Here is a 14,788-nt window from a genome sequence, read left to right as displayed (position 1 = left end):
CGGACGCTGATTTCGGATCTATCGAGAAGGCTTGTAGCGGGTCAGACGACCATGTCGTCGCGGTGCACCAGCGAGGCGCGGCCCTTGTAGCCGAGCACCTTCTCGATCTCATCGCTCTGGTGGCCGCGCAGTTTGCGGGTTTCCTCGGCGGTGTAGCGCGTCAGGCCAAAGCCCACGCGTGTGCCGTCCGGCCCGGTGATGGCGACCGGATCGCCCCGGCCAAAGCGGCCCGAGACGCCGGTAACGCCGGCCGGCAGCAGAGAGTTGCCATCCGACAGGGCGCGGGCGGCGCCGGCATCGATACGGATTTCGCCCTTGGGCTTCATTGCCGAGATCCAGTTCTTGCGCGCCGAATGCGGGTCGGTCTGCGCCTTGAACCAAGTGGCATTGCAGCCATTCATGAGCTGTTTCAATGGATTGAGAGGCGATCCTAGCGTGATCGCCATGTCGCAGCCCGCTTCGGATGCCACCTTGGCCGCGAGCAGCTTGGTGATCATGCCGCCCTTGGACAGGCCCGAGACGCCAAGCCCTGCCATCGCCTGAATTTCCGGCGTGATCTCATCGACTTCCTCGAACCGCTTGGCCGAGGGGTCAACATGCGGGTTGCCGTTGTAGAAGCCGTCGACGTCAGACAGCAGGATCAGCTGATCGGCACCGACGGTCACGGCGACCTGCGCTGCGAGGCGGTCGTTGTCGCCATAGCGGATCTCGTCGGTGGCGATGGTGTCGTTCTCATTCACGATCGGGATCGCGCCGAGGGAGAGCAGTGTATCGAGCGTTGCCCGGCTATTGAGGTAGCGGCGACGGCTCGTGGAATCGTCAAGGGTCACAAGTACTTGCGCGGTGATCTTACCGTGAGGCGTGAACACATCCTCATAGGCGCGCGCCAGTCGGATCGAACCCACGGCGGCAGCGGCCTGGCTCTGCTCGACCGGCAGTTCGCCCTCGGGCAAATGCAGCACGCGGCGGCCAAGCGCGATCGAGCCCGAGGACACGAGGGTCACTTCGGTGCCGTTGTCGCGCAGCATCGCCACGTCCTCGGCCAGGCTACGCAGCCAGTCGGATTTGAGCTGTCCGGTCTCCCGGTCCACCAACAGGGCAGAGCCGATCTTCACGACCAGCCGTTTGGCGTCCGTCAGGGTTGCCATGTCTTGTCTTCCTCTTCCGGTATTTCCTTTTCGCGCAGGCGGTTCGTATCGATGCGCGCGCGCAGAGCGCGCAGCACCTCGGTCACGCCTTCGCCAGTCGCGCCGGACATCAGCATCACCTCGCCACCGACTTCGGCGGCAAGCTCGTCGGCCAGAAAGGCCCGTTCTTCTTCGTCCAGAGCGTCGATCTTGTTCAGCACCGTGATCCTCGGCTTTTCAGCCAAACCCCCGCCATAGGCTTCGAGTTCACCGATGATGGTACGATAATCGACCATCGGGTCACCGGAGGTGCCATCAACGAGGTGCAACAACACCGCGCAACGCTCGACATGGCCAAGGAACATGTCGCCCAAGCCACGCCCTTCGGAGGCACCCTCGATCAGGCCGGGGATATCGGCCACCACGAATTCCACGTTGTCGACACCCACCACACCGAGGTTTGGCGCCAAGGTGGTGAAGGGGTAATCCGCGATCTTCGGCCGCGCGTTCGAGGTCGCGGCAAGGAAGGTCGACTTGCCCGCGTTGGGCAGGCCCAGAAGGCCCGCATCGGCGATGAGCTTGAGCCGGAGCCAGATCAGCCGCTCGACGCCCGGTTGGCCGCCGTTGGCCCGGCGCGGCGACTGGTTGGTCGCCGATTTGAAATGCAGGTTGCCCCAGCCGCCGTTGCCGCCACGCGCCAGCACGACGCGCTGGCCCACTTCGGTAAGATCGGCAATCACCGTCTCTTCGTCCTCGTCGAGGATCTCGGTGCCGACGGGCACGCGCAGGATGATGTCGTCGCCGGTGGCGCCGGTACGCTGGCTGCCTTGGCCCGCGCGGCCGTTCTGGGCAAAGAAATGCTGTTGGTAGCGGAAATCGATCAGCGTATTGAGACCATCCACGGCTTCGGCGATCACGTCGCCGCCATTGCCGCCGTCGCCACCGTTGGGGCCGCCATACTCGATGAACTTCTCGCGGCGGAACGAGACACAGCCGTTGCCGCCCGAACCGGAGCGGATGGTGACCTTTGCGAGATCGAGAAACTTCATGGGACGGCGCCTCTTGCGGATAAGCGCTTGAGGTAGCCGATCATGCCGCCGTTCTCAAGGGCGCGTGGGGGACGACACCAGTGGCACCACCGCCCCACGCGACCGATCAGGCCGCCTCGCGGCGCTCTTGATCCCGCAGCGCGCTCCAGCGTGCACGGGTGAGCCGCGTCTTCTGGCCCGGGACATCGTGGCCCAGCACCATGGAGGGCAGCATCTGCGGCCCCGCGGATTCGAACCCGAGTTTGGCAAGAACCCGGCCCGAGCCTGCGTTGTCGTCGTAATAGCCTGCCTCGACCGCCTCGGCCTCGCTGCCCAAGAAATGCGCATCAAGCAGCGCCCGCCCGGCTTCGGTGGCATAGCCGCGACCCCAGCGGTCGCGCGCGAACCAGTATCCCAGCGTCGGGTCGATCGCGATGACGCCGGCAAAGCCCTCGTCGTCGATCACCGCATAGGCCGGAAGCCGGCCCGCCTCGACTTCGTTGGCGAACCACGCGGCGTCGTCTCGGCTATAGGGATAGGGCACGCGGCTCAGCCAGCGCGCGATCTCGATGTCCTGAAGCGTGGCGTGAATCGCGTCCACGTCAGCCTTGCAGACCGGCCGAAGCCGGAGACGTTCGGTTCTCAGTTCTTGGGTCATCAGATTTTCAGTGCATATGTCCATGTCGGCGCGGTGGCGCCACGAGCGACCGAGTAGGCCTCGGCGTCGCCCAGATATTCAAAGCCGCAGTTGGTCAGAACCCGCGCCGAAACGGCGTTGTCCTGAAACACCTCGGCAAAGATCTGTGCCGCGCCATGGGGATTGACGTTGATGAGGGCACGCAGCGCCTCGGAGGCAAAACCGGTGTTCCAGAAGGCGGGCGCGACCCAGTAATGAACCTCGGACTGGCCGCGGTCCATGCGGGTCAGCGTGACAAGGCCCAACACCTCGGCGAGCTGGTTTTCGGAGCCGTCGATGGCCCAGACATCCTCGGTCCGGTCGGCGCGCTGTGCGCGCTCGATCAGCTGGGTCACGGTGCCGGGCGGCAGCGGGTGCGGAATGCGGCGGGTGCCGCGCGCGACACGTGGATCGGCGGCGTAATGCGCGATCAGACCTTCGTCCGACCGGCGCAAGGGCCGCAGCACGAACCGCTCCGCCTCGATGACGGGTTGGCCTTCGCTCACTTTGATGTCGTTGCTCTTCATGGGCCGCCTCCTCCGCTTCCCTGCTGCTCTGGCCCCGATTCTGCGCCGGGGGCTCATGCCGCCTCTATAGGCGACATCTGTGTTCATAATGCGAACGGGGGACCGGTTTACCACCGATCCCCCGTCGCTGTCATCACATCGAGGTCCGGAGTTACTCCGCGGCCTCGGCGACCGGGAGCACCGAAATGAAGGTGCGACCCTTGAGACCCTTGTGGAAGGTCACGCGGCCTTCTTCGGTCGCGAAGATGGTGTGGTCACGGCCCATGCCGACACCGGCGCCCGGCCACATCTTCGTGCCACGCTGGCGCATGATGATGTTGCCCGGGATCACGGCTTCGCCGCCGAACTTCTTGACGCCGAGACGACGTCCGGCGCTGTCGCGCCCGTTGCGGGAGGAGCCGCCTGCTTTTTTGTGTGCCATGTGTCTCTCTCCTTAGGCCTTGAGGTCCTGGGACTGGGCAACCCAGCCCTCTTTCTCGATCTTGCCCTTGAGGCCGAGCTCTTCGTCGTAGCGGGCGACGTCCGCATCCGACCAGCCGGCGATCTGGGCAAAGCTGGTGATGCCAGCTTCGTTCAGCTTCTTCTCGAGCGCCGGGCCGACACCCGACAGCTTCTTGAGATCATCGCCCGACGCGGCAGCCTTGGGGGCTTTCGCGGTCTTGGCAGCCGGGGCAGCTTCGGCGGTGCGCGGTGCGGAGCCGGCGCCGATGGCAGCCTTGACGCCCGACTTGTCGGCGCCGTCGGCCAGCAGATCGGTGACGCGGATCAGCGTCAGCTGCTGACGGTGGCCCTTGGTGCGCTTGGACGAGTGCTTCCGGCGACGGCGCACGAAGTGGATGACCTTCTCGCCCTTGATCTGGTCGATCACTTCGGCCTGAACGCCTGCACCCGAAACGAAGGGCGCGCCGATGGCATCGCCGATCATCAGAATGTCGTTGAACTGGACGGTGTCACCCGCCTCCGCAGCCAGCTTTTCGACCCGCAGGACATCGCCCGAGGCCACTTTGTACTGCTTGCCGCCGGTCTTGAGAACCGCAAACATGTGTCGTTCCTTCGTATACCGCGTCGCTTGGGCCCCCCTCGCGGGGCGTTTCGAGGCCTTGAGCCTCACCGTCGGACTGCGCGCCCCGATCGGGGCGTCCATTGAAAATCGCGGTGCTCCTTGCGGATAGCCGCTCATCCCGTGACAAGGGGTCTTGCCGGGATGCGGGCTTATCGACGAGGCGTTATCCCAAGTCAACCCCCGCGAAAGGACCGACATGCGCGCTCTTCCCCTTCTGCTGTTGCTCTGCGCCCTGCCCGCCTGCGCCCCCGGCGCATTGCCCGGCCTGCGCTCCACGCTCCTGCCAGCCACCGCGCAGGACAACGCCCGGCGCGGTGCGGTGGAGATCGCCGTGAAGGGCGATTTCGCAAGCGTGCTGACCGACATCTCGAGCGGCGGCGGCGCGGCGCTGGAGCGCGCCTTTGATGCCGCGGGGGTGCCGCAAACCGACCGCCCGGCGCGCAGGCTTCAGCTTGTCGGCGATCTCGGACTCTACGAGAGCAATCCCGGCGCGCTGGTCACTTCGCTCCTGCTCTGGGGCGGATGATCAGATCTCTTGGCCGGCCATCAACCTTGCGGCGCTTTCGCCCAAGTCCCGCGAGATGCCGATCAGCATCTCGTCATAGGCGGCAAACAGCGCCCGGTTGAGATCGCGTCCTGCCCGGCCCTGCGAAAAGGCGACATAGGCCTCGAGGTCCTCGGTCGACGCCGGGCCATAGGCGAGGAACAGAAAGGCATAGAGCCATTCGGTCGTGTCGCGCCGGATCTGCGGCTCTTGCGCCCAGATGTCCCCGAGGATTTCGGCCTCGCCCATGGCACCCCCAAAGGCCCCACCGTCGAGCAGCCCGCGTGAAAAGGCAAAGTTCGCGTTGAGCGCACCCGCGACGTTGATCTCGATTAGATCGTTCGCCGCGACGAAGGAATCGATCAGGGCAAATCGCTCGGTCTCCGCACCCATCGCATCCGCGGCGATCCGCTCGGCCCCGGCCTCGATATCAGGGTCCAGCATGGCACGTCGCGCCGAGGCTTCGAGCTGCGAGAATCGCGCACCCGGCCCGGTTTCGAAGAACGCGAGCACCGGCGCGATCTCGTGGCCCATCAGGCCCTTTTCGAGACCACGTGTGAGCGCATCCTGCATCGCCTGCGCGTCATAGATCCGCGCCACCTCCGCCCCCCAGCCGGACCGGCCATCCGCAAAGAGCTCCGCCCCCAGATCTTCGCCATAGGCCAGCCCCTCCTCGCGCATCACCGCCGCGATCTCGTCGAGCGCCAGCGCCTCGACCAGCCGGTCAATCTCCTGAGCGGGAGCGGCGGCGGCAGGCAGCAGCGCGAACTGGCTCGCCGCTGCGGCAACGAGGATGGCGAGAGGTCGGATGCGGCGTGTCATGACAGGGTCTCCGGGAAGCGCCCTCCGGTGATAGGCCTTCATTTCAGGCATTCCAACACCACAGCGTTCGGCTGACGCGACGGTGACCGAAAACTTTGAATAATTCTCGTCGAGAGGGACTTGCGCCCGCTCGCGCCACTGGCTAAACGCCCCACAGACCGCGGAGAGGTGCCGGAGTGGTCGAACGGGGCGGTCTCGAAAACCGTTGAGCCTGCAAGGGCTCCCAGGGTTCGAATCCCTGTCTCTCCGCCAAATACCCCCTGATATCGTTGAAGTGTTCGCGAAATCGGCGGGGTTCATGTTGGCGCTCTCCCCCTCTTCTGATTGGAAAAGTTGTCATACTATGACGACTTCCTGCGTTCCGACTGGTCTGGAAGATGCGTCATACCCAGTCCGTCCAGCCTGGAAGAAATCAGGTGAGCGGAGGCCGGCGCGGAGGAAAATGCTCCTGCGCAGAAGGCGTGGCCGAGCGAGCAGCGCATTCTTAGTTGCCTATTTCAATAATCCTGCGAATGCGTCCGACCCACAGCGGACCTTCACGGCTGCCGCAGCGAACGACAGATCCGAGCCCAAACGGACCGCGTGAGGGGCGGAGTTCTTCGCAGTTGCGGCATAAGCTGAGCCGGCAAGAACGGCCCAAACCTGCCGTTGGCTCCCGGAAGTCTTCCGCAGCGCGGGTTCCCCGAAGCTGCCGTTCGGGCCGAACGCAGCGTAACAGCGTCCGGAAAAGTCAACTCAGTGGACGAACCGGACATTCGTTGCGCTACGCACGGAGCTCCTGTTTGTTCGGTCATACTTATGGAACTGGATTCTCTTTCGCGCGAACCGATGTTCGAGTCCATGCAGGGCACTGCGCCGCATAGGATCAAATGCCAGTATAGAGCGGCCTCTTGCCCGGAACGGAACGTAGTATGTATCACCTGAGCAGAGCGCCTGATCCACAAGCGCGAGATTGATTGGGCCAAGCCGATGTATGACGTTCCCTCTTACGTGATCGCAATGATCCTGGCTCTCGCGATGCTTGCCGCCATGTGGCTGGGCGGCGCCACCGGCCGGAAACGCCATGTCACGACAAACGGGGATAGCAAAAGTCAGGCGAATGCCGTTCAGGGCTCGCTTCTCGGTTTACTGGCCTTGCTGATCGGCTTCACCTTCTCCCTGTCGCTCGGGCGCTATGATCAAAGATCTGCTGCGGTGGTTGATGAGGCGAATGCCATTGGGACCGCTTGGCTGAGAACTGATCTGGTGAGCGACGTGCGGCGCGAGGAAGCCAAGACATTATTGAGAGAATACGGGACGATCCGGCTCGCAGCAGCGACGATCGCTGCCTCGAACCAAGTGGAGCGATCCCAACTGGTTGCTGAGGCAGAGGCGGTATTCGGCAGGCTCTGGCTTCTCGCGGCCGACGAAGCGCGAGAAGCAGGCAACCCCGTGGCGATGAGCTTCGCTACAAGTCTGAACGACATGATCGACGCGCTGGCCACCCGGGACGCAGCCATCGACCGCCATGTTCCTGAACTGGTTTTGTTCCTGCTGTTCGGGACGTTCGTCCTTCTCGGCGGCGTTGTCGGTTACTCCGCCTGGATCTTAAATGTCCGGCCGGGCGTCCCTGTCTATGCGATGATGATATTAATCGTCGTTCTGGTCTTCCTGATCATGGATCTTGACCGGCCACGCCGCGGATTGATTTCCGTAGATCAATCCAAGCTTGTCGCGACTGTGGCCGCGATGGGCCTAAATTGACGAGCTCAGGTGCGCGCAAATGAGAAAAGCAATGTGCTGTGGTGCGATGCTGCCTGCGCTTTCTGCCCCGAGGCAACTTTCGAGGCCCATGCAGCGAACGGCGCCCCAAGCCCAAAGTGCCAAGTTCTTTCACTGACGCAATAGTCGGCGCAAGCTGACATGGCTAACATGATGCCATGCGAGACACTGGCTTGATCTTCCGAGCAAGTAGCTTGACTATGAGCCTTGTCAGCCAGTGAGCGCCGCCTCTGACATGCTGGCTTCCCCCGTCGCCAACCGCGCCAGCAAGGCAACATGGACGTCCAACGCGTCGATCACCGGATATCCCGGGTCCTGCCCGTCGAACGCGAGGTTGAGATCGGTGCCAGCAAGCACGACGGCCTCGGCGCCTTGCTCATCAACCATCCGCCGCCCGGCGTCCAGAAAGGCCTGCCGTTGGGACGCCGTGCAATACCCCGCGACGGCGACCTCCTGATAACTCTGTCCAAGCCCCTCGATGTCGTCGTCCAAGGCGACGGCCTCAGTGTGGGTGAGTTGCCCGTAAAGGCGGGTGCGCATCACCACACGCGTGCCTAACAAACCAACACGCCGCATGCCTTGGCTTGCGAAGTAGCGGTCGAGAGGGGCGACGCCGGATACGAGTGGCAGCGGAGATATTGCCGCGAGTTCGTTGAAACAATAATGCGCGCCCAACGAGGTCAGCGCTGCCACCTCAGCCCCGGCAGCCTTGAGCTCGCCCACCTGTCGCGCGAAGAATTCGGCCTGCGGCTGCCGTAAATCGGCGAGATTATTGGCGATAAGCGTCTGGATGTTGCCATGTGACAAGGTCATGCGCAGGCGTGCCCCCTTCGCTTCCACGGCTGCGGCGAGGCGCTGATAGTAGACCACGCTGGCTGCGACCCCAATTCCGCCGATAAGCCCAATGTGCATTTTATTTCTCCGCGGGTTCCCGAGGCGTTTCGGGCCTCCCCAAAAATCACGTTCCTACGTAGATGCAGCAAGAGCAGCCAAGCCGGCCCGCCATCCACGACAGAGGCGTAAGCACTTAGCATGCTTCTGAAAAGGGAATACAAACAGCGGCCGCAGCATCCGCCCCCGAGCGACGGCCACGTAGCGAAGGGTTCAGCCTCCGATGGCGTATAGCCGCAGAACCTGTGCTCCCCATCTCGGCCCAGGAGGTAGCGAAGCACGGCTACCCGCCCTTCTATCCGAAGGTGTTGTGGATGCGGCATTGAGTAAGTGCCCGCAGCGAATGGCAGAAATGTCCGCTGAGCTGCTCTTGCTCTTGATCGCAGCGAATGTCGACTTCGAGCCCAAACCGACCGGGCTGTTGCTGGCTGCCTTCGCACCCGCAGCATCCTGAGGGACGACATAGATGGACCTCAGCGGACCTTCAAAGCAGGCTACCTACAATATTGAAAGCGGACCTTTTCAGACACCTTTGTATCGCGAACTTCGGCGAGCATCTATACCGAGGGAGCTGCCCTCAAACTATGTTTCCCGCCAATCGAGATTGTTGCAGAGAACAAGGCTGGTGGACCCCCATTGCCTGATGGCCTCTTGTTACAGAGCGCCTCGGCAGGTCGATGTATCTACTACATGCCCGAATGCCTGAGGGCATCTTAAGGCCTCCGGAGACCTTTATGAGCAATACTCATTCAGTGGAAAGGGAAGCTGTCCGATGTCGAAGGCCACGCGCGCCGGGCTGGGAAAATATCCCTGACCGGCGCGCGCTGCCCCTTCTTCGCCATCCTCGGAACAGTAACCCTGAAACGCCCTATCGCGGCTGGGGTTCCCCAAATCCAAACCTCTGGCTCCTGAAAATGTGTCGCCGACGCCGCTTCAGTCGCACTGACTGCGCCTAAATTGGGATGCCGGAGCCCGATGGCAGATGCCCTGCTGTCCATTCGACGCGAGTTCCTCGGTCAGTGGCTTCCCCTTAGGGTGTAAAATGCACTGCCTCGCTTGACCCTTGGGCAGCGAGGCTCAGTTCGAAACGTCATGACGACGCCGACACACAGCTAAAGCTCCCTCTTGGTTGTGATCCGGCGGGATTTGATGAGTGCCGCAATGCTGACGAGTTCGCCCTTATGACCCACTGGCCGATTGGTCCATGAGCGACAAGCGAGGAGTTCAGTATGCCAACGACACGACTACTCGACGACTGTGTGCGCGACGACGGATTCATTGATGCCGAACTGATGGCCGAGGCTTTGGCCATCCAGTCCGCGCAGCTGGCTCATCTCTCTTGGGATCAGCAGCGGTTGGCGCGGCTTTACAACTTGGCCAGTATCATTCGGCCTTGGGTCTCCTCCAACGCCGAGGTCTGGGTCTGGGTGCGCTGCCAGAAGCTCGTGCCCTTGGGCGGGCTGACCGCTGATGCATTCCTACGCGACGGGCGGGGTGACGAGCTGTTCGCCCTCATCGACAGAGGCATTCCAGAAATGGGAGCCTTTGCGAGCCGCACTCCCCTTCTTGTCGACACCAGAAACAGTCCACCGCTCAGCTGAACGGTGGACGGATCATGGATGGTCGGCCCGAAGCGGCCCAATGCAGGCTTTCCGGCCCCTCTCGGCCGGATTCTGGAGCAGATATCTGATCATCGTGCAGTGGACCGACACCCGTTGGTGTCGAGCGAGAGGACGGACCAATTACTGTCCGAAAGTCGGCAGCTGTTAGTTAATCGGTCCCCACGGGACATGGCTCGAGCCGGAGTTTCTGGTTTCTCCCTTCGACGTCCATACTACCCGTATCTAAGAGCTGCCTTTCTTGGTCCAATTTCTGTAGCACGAGCGATAACTGTCAAGCATGCTCGACGAGGTTTTTCTCCGTGGCGAAAGGACTGAGACCAAGCCATTGCTGCATTGATGTGGCCAGCTGACGCGAGCCGTCGAAATCAATCCGGTCGCGAGCTTGTGCTATCGTGTCGAGCCCCATCCAGATTGCCGTCATCGTTCGAAGATCTGTCGTAACGTAGAGGTCTATGTCGAAGCCGGGGTCCGTGGCGCAGAGATCGACGCTGCCCACAGGTTCGACCACGAGCCAGAAGTTACGCCGTGTCGAGGGCAGCTCCGGGTAGCGGAACTTGACGACCACGCGTCGCTTCGGCAGCGGCGTCGGGTCGAGATTGCGCCGCATGTCCCACATCAGCAGGGAGGCATCGAGGTTGCGTAGCGACAGGTTCGACTCGACCCATCTCTGACCCCAGACACCGAGCGCCTTGACCACCGGAAGCAGGTCTTCGCCAGCTGGCGTAAGGTGATACTCGCTGATGCCCGGCTCCCCGGCAACCGGGACGCGGACCACAACTCCAGCTGCCTCCAACTCTTTCAGGCGGAGCGAAAGGAGGGTCGGCGACATTCTCGGCACGCCGCGCTTGAGATCGTTGAAACGGGTCGAACCCGCCACGAGTTCACGCACGAGCACCATCGTCCAACGTTTGCACAGCACCTCCGATGCCATCGCCACCGGACAAAACTGGTAATAGCTGCCTTGGGACATCACTCGCACTCCTGTGGCCATGCCGACTATTTGGCATGGGTCAGGTTAGCACGGATCGCCTTCTGCGAGCAGCAGACGCCACGTCCGGCCGGACCGCGGTCCAGTTCCTGCACTCGTCCGGATCATTGATGAGGCGCAGACTGGTCCATGTCGGGAATGAAAGCCCGATCGCCGCCCCTGGGTTCACAGCCGAGGTATCCGATAAGCGGCCATTCCTTACATCCATCGGAGATACGGACATGACCTATTCCCTGACGGGCCTGAACGGCGGCACTGTATCGGTGACCGACGAGGATCTGACCGCACTGCGCGCCGAGACGCGTGGACCCGTGCTACTGCCCGACGACGATGGCTATGAGACCGCTCGAACGGTCTGGAACGGCATGATCGACCGCCGCCCCGGCCTTGTCGTGCAACCGCTCGGCACCAGTGACATCAAGGCAGCGGTGGAGTTCGCCTCGCGTCACGGGCTGCTCATCTCGATGCAGGGAGGCGGCCACCAGATCGGCGGACTCGCCGTGGCCGATGGCGCTCTGCTGGTGGACATGTCGCGGATGCGCCATGTCCACGTCGACCCCAAGGCTCGCACCGCCCGCGTCGGCGCCGGGTGCCTGCTGGGGGACGTCGATCGCGAATGCCAGCGCCACGGGCTGGCCTTTCCCACCGGCATCAACAGCACCACCGGCATCGCCGGGCTGACGCTGGGTGGCGGCTTCGGCTGGATCACCCGCAAGCACGGCATGACCATCGACAGTTTGCTCTCGGCCGAGATCGTTACCGCCGACGGCGCGATCCTGACGATCAGCCCCGATCGGCATCCGGACCTGTTCTGGGCCTGCACCGGTGGTGGCGGAAACTTCGGTGTGATCTCGTCCTTCGAGTTCCGCCTGCATCCGGTCGGACCGGAAATCCTGTCGGGGCTTGTCGTGCATCCGCTCGAGGCGGGCCCCGAACTGCTCCGCAAATACCGCGAGATCAGCACCAGCGCGCCAGACGAACTCACCGTCTGGACAGTGATGCGTAAGGCGCCGCCCCTGCCCTTCATTCCCGAGGACTGGCACGGCCGCGAGGTATTGATCTTTGCGGTCTGCTACTGCGGCGACATGGCCGAGGGCGAGAAGGCCGTAGCCCAACTGCGCGCGCTCGGAAACCCAATCGCCGACGTGATCGGCCCGCATCCCTACATCGGCTGGCAGGCCGCCTTCGATCCACTGCTGACACCCGGCATGCGCAATTACTGGAAGAGTCAGGACTTCCTCGACCTGACCGAAGAGACCATCGGGCACCTCCTCGATGCGGCACGCAGCCTCCCCGACGACCAGACAGAGATTGTCCTGCCACATCTCGGCGGTGCGATGGCCCGGGTTTCCCCCGATGCCACGGCCTTTCCGCAGCGTGCCGCGCACTTCACGATGAACCTCCACACCCGGTGGGAGGACCCTGCCAAGGATGAGGCCTGCATCGCCTGGGCGCGCGCGCTGTCAGACAAGGTCGCATCGCAATCAGCAGGCAGCGTCTACGTCAACTTCATGCCCGAGGACGAGGCCGGGCGGATCGGCGGCGCCTACGGCGGCAACATGGACCGATTGCGGCGGGTGAAGACGCAATACGACCCGGGCAACCTGTTCCGCGTAAACCACAATATCCGCCCCGAGACCGTCGCACGCGCAGCAGAATAGGAGCGGCGCCTTTTGGAACGTCACCGCAGCAACCCGTACCGGGGTGGAGCAGCCAGAAGCATGGTCCATCCCGAGACCTCCTCAAGGAGCGAAGCTCATGCGTGTCTCCGTCGTTCAGCAACCGCCCGTCTATCTCGACTTGGAAAAGTCGATCGCGAAGGCTTGCGATCTCATCGAGGCATCCTCGCGCGAGGGGGCCGAGATGGTCGTGTTTCCCGAGGCTTGGCTTCCGGGCTACCCGACCTTCGTCTGGCGGCTCGCCCCCGGGGCCGGCATGGGCAAGACAGACGAACTCTACGCCCGGCTTCAGGACAACGCCGTCGATCTGAGCCGCGACGGGCTGGCCGCCATTCGCGTCGCAGCGCGCGAGTTCGGGGTCGTGGTGGTGATCTGCTACCATGAACTCGACGGCGCGGGCAGCGGCAGCACCCTCTTCAACAGCTGCGCGATCATCGACGCCGACGGGCGACTGGCCAACACCCACCGCAAGTTGATGCCGACCAATCCCGAGCGCATGATCTGGGGCTTTGGCGACGGCGCGGGTCTCAACGTCGTCGAAACCGCGGTCGGCCGGGTCGGCGCACTGATCTGCTGGGAGAACTACATGCCGCTGGCGCGCTTTGCGCTCTACGCCCAGAACATCGACATCTACGTCGCGCCGACATGGGACAGCGGCGACAGCTGGCTCGCCACGATGCAGCACATTGCGCGCGAGGGCGGCTGCTGGGTCATCGGCTGCGCCACCGCGCTCGAAGCCTCGGACATCCCGCAGGACGTGCCTTATCGGGACGAACTGTTCCCGGATGCGACCGAGTGGATCAATTCCGGAGACGCCGTGATCTACAAGCCGTTTGGTGGCGTGCTGGCCGGACCGATGCATCGCGAGAAAGGCCTGCTTCTCGCAGATATCGAGGTGGAGGCGGCGCATGCCTCGCGCCGCAAGTTCGATGTCAGCGGCCACTATGCGCGGCCCGACGTATTCACGCTCTCCGTGGATCGACGCGCGCGACGACCGGCCGAGTTTCTCTCGTGACCCGGCCACCCCCTTCAAACTGCGACCGCCCGAGTGTCCGGCGAAACAGGACATAACCAGTCGCGGCCCAGGCTGCGACCAGCACTGCACCGGAGGGAAAGACCATGACCAACACGATAGAAACACGACGCTTCGAGACCCCTGACGACGCACTCGACATGAAGGAACATGGCGGGATCAACATCGTCAGGATGCGCAGCGGGGCGACCGGCATGCATGCGATATTCGAGCCAGGCTGGACTTGGGAAAAGGACGAGAAGCCGCTGCTCGGGTCACCTGACACCTGTCCGATGCACCACACGGGCTACTGCATTTCCGGCAGGTTGGTGGTTCGCATGATCGACACAGGGTTGGAAACGCCGATTGCAACAGGCGACTTTTTTGAGATTCCCCCAGGGCATGATGCTCATGTCGAGGGTTCGGAGCGCGTCGAACTTATCCTGTTCGAGCCCCCTGCGCACCAACATTAGCAAGAGCATACGCTCCTCGGCGGAGAGCAAAAGGAACCACAGCATAGCGGACACTGATCCAATTGGCAGGGGATACCCGCTCTCCGCCCGTGTTGCCGAATGCTGCATCTGAAAGGCTGGGCACTGCGCGCTTGCGGTGAACGGCAGGAAGGTCCGCTTAGTGAGCATTGGTTCGGGCTGTGGCGAAGGTCAGCTTCCCGCCCTTTCTCCCGGAGATCTTCGCAACCGCGGGGGAAACGGAGCGTCTGCAGCGAACGGCAGGAAGGTCCGCGCAAGCGACCAACGCGGTTTGCAGACGCCCCTATTGAAATTGTTGAGCCATAGCGATCTGCATCGTAGGCTCCGAGCCGCTACCAGAACCAGACCCAGACCCAGACCCAGAACATATGGGGAACTTTGTGGCGAGACACTGGCTTCGCTAGTCGAGCAGTATGCCCATAAGGAAGCGAGCCTCTCATCGTCCCCCACCGCTTAACCACGCTCAGTGCGATGGCAGCTAAGGAGGTGCATGTGCGCTCATGGTGAACCGCCCCGGGTTCGCCGGAGGCTGATTGGTTTCAGCTACGCGGCCATTC

Annotated in this window: 15 protein-coding genes and 1 tRNA gene; 7 read left to right on the top strand and 9 right to left on the bottom strand. The window is 63.0% G+C overall.

Annotation, left to right across the window (positions count from 1 at the left end):
* Positions 1 to 41: 41 nt before the first annotated feature.
* The 6 genes from proB to AADJ02_RS11180 form a co-directional block, all read right to left on the bottom strand.
* Positions 42 to 1,148, bottom strand: coding sequence for a glutamate 5-kinase (gene proB, locus AADJ02_RS11205; RefSeq protein WP_341213094.1), 1,107 nt, complete (start codon positions 1,146 to 1,148; stop codon positions 42 to 44).
* Positions 1,136 to 2,176, bottom strand: coding sequence for a GTPase ObgE (gene obgE, locus AADJ02_RS11200; RefSeq protein WP_341213093.1), 1,041 nt, complete (start codon positions 2,174 to 2,176; stop codon positions 1,136 to 1,138). Before obgE ends, proB begins: the two co-directional genes overlap by 13 nt.
* Positions 2,177 to 2,282: 106 nt before the next feature.
* Entirely contained in the window at positions 2,283 to 2,813 is a 531-nt protein-coding gene (locus AADJ02_RS11195) for a GNAT family N-acetyltransferase (protein WP_341213092.1), read from the bottom strand.
* Complete coding sequence (locus AADJ02_RS11190; protein ID WP_341213091.1) at positions 2,813 to 3,358, bottom strand: GNAT family N-acetyltransferase; 546 nt, start codon at positions 3,356 to 3,358, stop codon at positions 2,813 to 2,815. The genes AADJ02_RS11195 and AADJ02_RS11190 overlap by 1 nt, the downstream gene beginning before the upstream one ends.
* Positions 3,359 to 3,509: 151 nt before the next feature.
* Positions 3,510 to 3,779: a 50S ribosomal protein L27 gene (gene rpmA, locus AADJ02_RS11185; protein ID WP_017928738.1), complete on the bottom strand. Its 270-nt coding sequence runs from the start codon at positions 3,777 to 3,779 to the stop codon at positions 3,510 to 3,512.
* 12 nt (positions 3,780 to 3,791) lie between these two features.
* Positions 3,792 to 4,400: a 50S ribosomal protein L21 gene (locus AADJ02_RS11180; RefSeq protein WP_341213090.1), complete on the bottom strand. Its 609-nt coding sequence runs from the start codon at positions 4,398 to 4,400 to the stop codon at positions 3,792 to 3,794.
* Positions 4,401 to 4,617: 217 nt separating this feature from the next.
* Here AADJ02_RS11180 and AADJ02_RS11175 point away from each other — a divergent pair, with 217 nt between their 5' ends.
* Entirely contained in the window at positions 4,618 to 4,947 is a 330-nt protein-coding gene (locus AADJ02_RS11175) for a hypothetical protein (RefSeq protein WP_341213089.1), read from the top strand.
* Here AADJ02_RS11175 and AADJ02_RS11170 read toward each other — a convergent pair whose 3' ends face one another.
* On the bottom strand, positions 4,948 to 5,787 hold the full coding sequence (locus AADJ02_RS11170; protein WP_341213088.1) for a hypothetical protein: 840 nt from the start codon (positions 5,785 to 5,787) through the stop codon (positions 4,948 to 4,950). It lies immediately after the preceding gene.
* 162 nt (positions 5,788 to 5,949) lie between these two features.
* Between AADJ02_RS11170 and AADJ02_RS11165 the strand changes: the two genes are divergently transcribed.
* Positions 5,950 to 6,039, top strand: a tRNA-Ser gene (locus AADJ02_RS11165).
* Between the two features lie 717 nt (positions 6,040 to 6,756).
* Complete coding sequence (locus tag AADJ02_RS11160; protein WP_341213087.1) at positions 6,757 to 7,530, top strand: hypothetical protein; 774 nt, start codon at positions 6,757 to 6,759, stop codon at positions 7,528 to 7,530.
* Positions 7,531 to 7,758: 228 nt separating this feature from the next.
* Here AADJ02_RS11160 and AADJ02_RS11155 read toward each other — a convergent pair whose 3' ends face one another.
* A complete protein-coding gene (locus AADJ02_RS11155) occupies positions 7,759 to 8,460 on the bottom strand; it encodes an aspartate/glutamate racemase family protein (RefSeq protein ID WP_341213086.1) in 702 nt (233 codons plus the stop codon).
* Between the two features lie 1,208 nt (positions 8,461 to 9,668).
* On the opposite strand from AADJ02_RS11155, the gene AADJ02_RS11150 reads away from it, so the two are divergent.
* Positions 9,669 to 10,040 (top strand): hypothetical protein, encoded by a 372-nt coding sequence (locus AADJ02_RS11150; protein ID WP_341213085.1) that lies wholly within the window; start codon positions 9,669 to 9,671, stop codon positions 10,038 to 10,040.
* A gap of 292 nt (positions 10,041 to 10,332) precedes the next feature.
* Here the strand turns inward: AADJ02_RS11150 and AADJ02_RS11145 are convergent, their stop codons facing one another.
* Positions 10,333 to 11,031 carry a helix-turn-helix domain-containing protein gene (locus AADJ02_RS11145; protein ID WP_341213084.1) on the bottom strand — a complete coding sequence of 233 codons (699 nt, stop codon included), beginning with the start codon at positions 11,029 to 11,031 and terminating at the stop codon, positions 10,333 to 10,335.
* Positions 11,032 to 11,270: 239 nt separating this feature from the next.
* On the opposite strand from AADJ02_RS11145, the gene AADJ02_RS11140 reads away from it, so the two are divergent.
* From AADJ02_RS11140 to AADJ02_RS11130, 3 genes are all read left to right on the top strand, one after another.
* Complete coding sequence (locus tag AADJ02_RS11140; RefSeq protein ID WP_341213083.1) at positions 11,271 to 12,710, top strand: FAD-binding oxidoreductase; 1,440 nt, start codon at positions 11,271 to 11,273, stop codon at positions 12,708 to 12,710.
* A 97-nt stretch (positions 12,711 to 12,807) separates the two neighbouring features.
* Positions 12,808 to 13,743 (top strand): carbon-nitrogen hydrolase family protein, encoded by a 936-nt coding sequence (locus tag AADJ02_RS11135; protein WP_341213082.1) that lies wholly within the window; start codon positions 12,808 to 12,810, stop codon positions 13,741 to 13,743.
* A gap of 104 nt (positions 13,744 to 13,847) precedes the next feature.
* The gene (locus tag AADJ02_RS11130; RefSeq protein WP_341213081.1) at positions 13,848 to 14,213 is read left to right on the top strand and encodes a cupin domain-containing protein; all 366 of its coding nucleotides are present in this window, start codon (positions 13,848 to 13,850) and stop codon (positions 14,211 to 14,213) included.
* Positions 14,214 to 14,788: the final 575 nt, after the last annotated feature.

It is taken from the genome of uncultured Limimaricola sp. (genome assembly GCF_964022235.1).
GTDB lineage: Bacteria > Pseudomonadota > Alphaproteobacteria > Rhodobacterales > Rhodobacteraceae > Limimaricola.
This window is presented reverse-complemented; position numbering and strand designations above follow the sequence as displayed.

What these genes read in the sequence shown, in the direction of transcription:
- proB (WP_341213094.1), bottom strand. Translation starts at nt 1,148, where the DNA reads ATGGCAACCCTGACGGACGCCAAACGGCTGGTCGTGAAGATCGGCTCT.
- obgE (WP_341213093.1), bottom strand. Translation starts at nt 2,176, where the DNA reads ATGAAGTTTCTCGATCTCGCAAAGGTCACCATCCGCTCCGGTTCGGGC.
- AADJ02_RS11195 (WP_341213092.1), bottom strand. Translation starts at nt 2,813, where the DNA reads ATGACCCAAGAACTGAGAACCGAACGTCTCCGGCTTCGGCCGGTCTGC.
- AADJ02_RS11190 (WP_341213091.1), bottom strand. Translation starts at nt 3,358, where the DNA reads ATGAAGAGCAACGACATCAAAGTGAGCGAAGGCCAACCCGTCATCGAG.
- rpmA (WP_017928738.1), bottom strand. Translation starts at nt 3,779, where the DNA reads ATGGCACACAAAAAAGCAGGCGGCTCCTCCCGCAACGGGCGCGACAGC.
- AADJ02_RS11180 (WP_341213090.1), bottom strand. Translation starts at nt 4,400, where the DNA reads ATGTTTGCGGTTCTCAAGACCGGCGGCAAGCAGTACAAAGTGGCCTCG.
- AADJ02_RS11175 (WP_341213089.1), top strand. Translation starts at nt 4,618, where the DNA reads ATGCGCGCTCTTCCCCTTCTGCTGTTGCTCTGCGCCCTGCCCGCCTGC.
- AADJ02_RS11170 (WP_341213088.1), bottom strand. Translation starts at nt 5,787, where the DNA reads ATGACACGCCGCATCCGACCTCTCGCCATCCTCGTTGCCGCAGCGGCG.
- AADJ02_RS11160 (WP_341213087.1), top strand. Translation starts at nt 6,757, where the DNA reads ATGTATGACGTTCCCTCTTACGTGATCGCAATGATCCTGGCTCTCGCG.
- AADJ02_RS11155 (WP_341213086.1), bottom strand. Translation starts at nt 8,460, where the DNA reads ATGCACATTGGGCTTATCGGCGGAATTGGGGTCGCAGCCAGCGTGGTC.
- AADJ02_RS11150 (WP_341213085.1), top strand. Translation starts at nt 9,669, where the DNA reads ATGCCAACGACACGACTACTCGACGACTGTGTGCGCGACGACGGATTC.
- AADJ02_RS11145 (WP_341213084.1), bottom strand. Translation starts at nt 11,031, where the DNA reads ATGTCCCAAGGCAGCTATTACCAGTTTTGTCCGGTGGCGATGGCATCG.
- AADJ02_RS11140 (WP_341213083.1), top strand. Translation starts at nt 11,271, where the DNA reads ATGACCTATTCCCTGACGGGCCTGAACGGCGGCACTGTATCGGTGACC.
- AADJ02_RS11135 (WP_341213082.1), top strand. Translation starts at nt 12,808, where the DNA reads ATGCGTGTCTCCGTCGTTCAGCAACCGCCCGTCTATCTCGACTTGGAA.
- AADJ02_RS11130 (WP_341213081.1), top strand. Translation starts at nt 13,848, where the DNA reads ATGACCAACACGATAGAAACACGACGCTTCGAGACCCCTGACGACGCA.